The 2,076-nt window shown below is 76.9% G+C and carries 1 protein-coding gene; it reads right to left on the bottom strand.

The window, feature by feature from the left end; all coding sequences use genetic code 11:
• Positions 1-2,076, bottom strand: a 2,076-nt coding sequence (locus KN815_RS38270) for an SDR family oxidoreductase (protein WP_216346420.1), incomplete at both ends; no start/stop codon positions are given.

Genomic DNA, 2,076 nt, shown 5'->3' with positions numbered 1-2,076 from the left:
GACTCCACCACGCGGCGGCCGGGGGCCCGCACCAGGCCGCGCAGCAGCGCGGGCACCATGCCGGCGTCGGCGTGCCGCAGCGGCGCCAGGTCCAGGTGCATGGGGACGAGCGTGGGGTCGCCCACGGCCAGCGCGGTGTCCAGGAGGGCGAGGCCCTCCTCGGAGGAGAGGGCGGCCACTCCGGCGCGGGTGATGCGCTGGATGTCGGTGTCGTCCAGGTCGCCGGTCATGCCGCTGCGCTCGGCCCACAGGCCCCAGGCGAGGGCGGTGGCGGGCAGCCCCTGGGCGCGGCGCCGGTGGGCGAGGCCGTCCAGGAAGGCGTTGGCGGCCGCGTAGTTGGCCTGGCCGGGGCCGCCGAGGGTGCCGGCGGCGGCGGAGAACAGCACGAACGCGGACAGGTCGAGATCGCGGGTCAGCTCATGCAGATGCCACGCGGCGTCGACCTTGGGCGGCAGGACGCGGTCGACGCGCTCGGCGGTCAGCGAGCCGATCACACCGTCGTCGAGCACACCCGCCGTGTGCACCACGGCGGTCAGCGGATGCTCGGCCGGGATGGCGGCGAGCGTCGCGGCGAGCGCGTCGCGGTCGGCCACGTCGCAGGCGGTGAGGGTGACCTCGGCGCCCGACGCGCGCAGCTCGGCGACGAGTTCGGCGGCGCCGTGGGCGTCGGCCCCGCGCCTGCTGAGCAGCAGCAGGTGGCGTACGCCGTGCTCGGTGACCAGATGGCGGGCGACCAGCCCGCCGAGGGTGCCGGTGGCGCCGGTGACCAGGGCGGTGCCCTCGGGGTCGAGCGCGGGGACGGTCTGCTCGGGGTCGGAGGCGACCTTGGCCAGGCGCGGGACGACCACGGTCCCGGCGCGGACCGCGAGCTGCGATTCGCCGGTGGCCAGGGCGGGGGCGAGCGCGCGGTACGAGGCGTCGCCGCCGTCGATGTCGACCAGGGTGAAGCGGTCCGGGTTCTCGGACTGCGCCGAGCGCAGCAGACCCCACAGCGGGGCGTGGACCAGGTCCTCGGTGTCCGCGTCGGCGGAGGTGGCGACGGCGCCACGGGTGGCGATGACCAGCCGGGAGCCCTCGAAGCGGGCGTCGGCGAGCCAGCTTTGGACCAGCTCCAGCGCGCGGTGCAGCGCCTCGCGTACGGCTTCCTCGACCGGAAGGTCCGTCCCGTCCGCGAAGAACGGGGCGAGCACGGCATGCGGCGGCGGGGTCCCGGCGTCCACGGCCGCGCCGAGCGCGGCCAGGTCGGCGTAACCGGCGGCGGTGGGCAGGGCGGCGGCCAGCTCGGGGTGGTCGGCGCCCAGCAGCGCCCACTGCCCGGCCACGACGGTGGTGGCGGCGGGCACCGGGGCGGGGGTCCACTCGACGCGGAACAGCGCCTCGTGGAAAGCGGCGCGCGCGGCGTGCACCTGGTCGGGCGAGACGGGGCGCAGCAGCAGCGAGTCGACGGAGGCGACGGGTGCGCCGCTCTCGTCCGTGACCAGCACGGCCACGGCGTCCTGCCCGGCGGGCGAGAGCCGGACGCGGAGCGTGGCGGCGCCGACGGCGTGGAGCCGGACACCGCTCCAGGAGAAGGGGAGGCGGCCGTGTTCGGTGTCCTCCAGGAGGGAGCCGATGCCCACGGCGTGCAGGGCCGCGTCCAGCAGCGCGGGGTGCAGGCCGAACAGCTCGGCCTCGGCGCGGGCGCTCTCGGGCAGCCGCACCTCGGCGTACACCTGGTCCTCGTGCTGCCAGGCGCCCTGGAGGCCCTGGAAGACGGGGCCGTAGGCGAATCCGGTCTCGGCGAGCCATTCGTAGAGGCCGTCCACGGGGACCTCGGTGGCACCGGCCGGCGGCCATGCGGTGAGGTCCTCGTCGGGGGTAGTGGCGCCGGTGCCGAGCACACCGGTGGCGTGGCGGGTCCACTCGCCCTCGCCCCAGGTGCCGTCGGCGGCGTCCTCCAGGCGCGAGTGCAGGGTCAGCGAGCGGCGGCCGGTCTCGTCCGGGGCGCCCACGGACACCTGGAGCTGGACGCCGCCCTGCGGGGGCAGCACCAGCGGGGCCTGAAGGGTCAGCTCCTCCAGGACGTCCGCGCCGACG

The organism is Streptomyces niphimycinicus (assembly GCF_018883605.1).
Lineage (GTDB): Bacteria > Actinomycetota > Actinomycetes > Streptomycetales > Streptomycetaceae > Streptomyces > Streptomyces niphimycinicus.
Note: the sequence above shows the minus strand (reverse complement) of the source record. Positions and strands in the feature narration are given on the sequence as shown.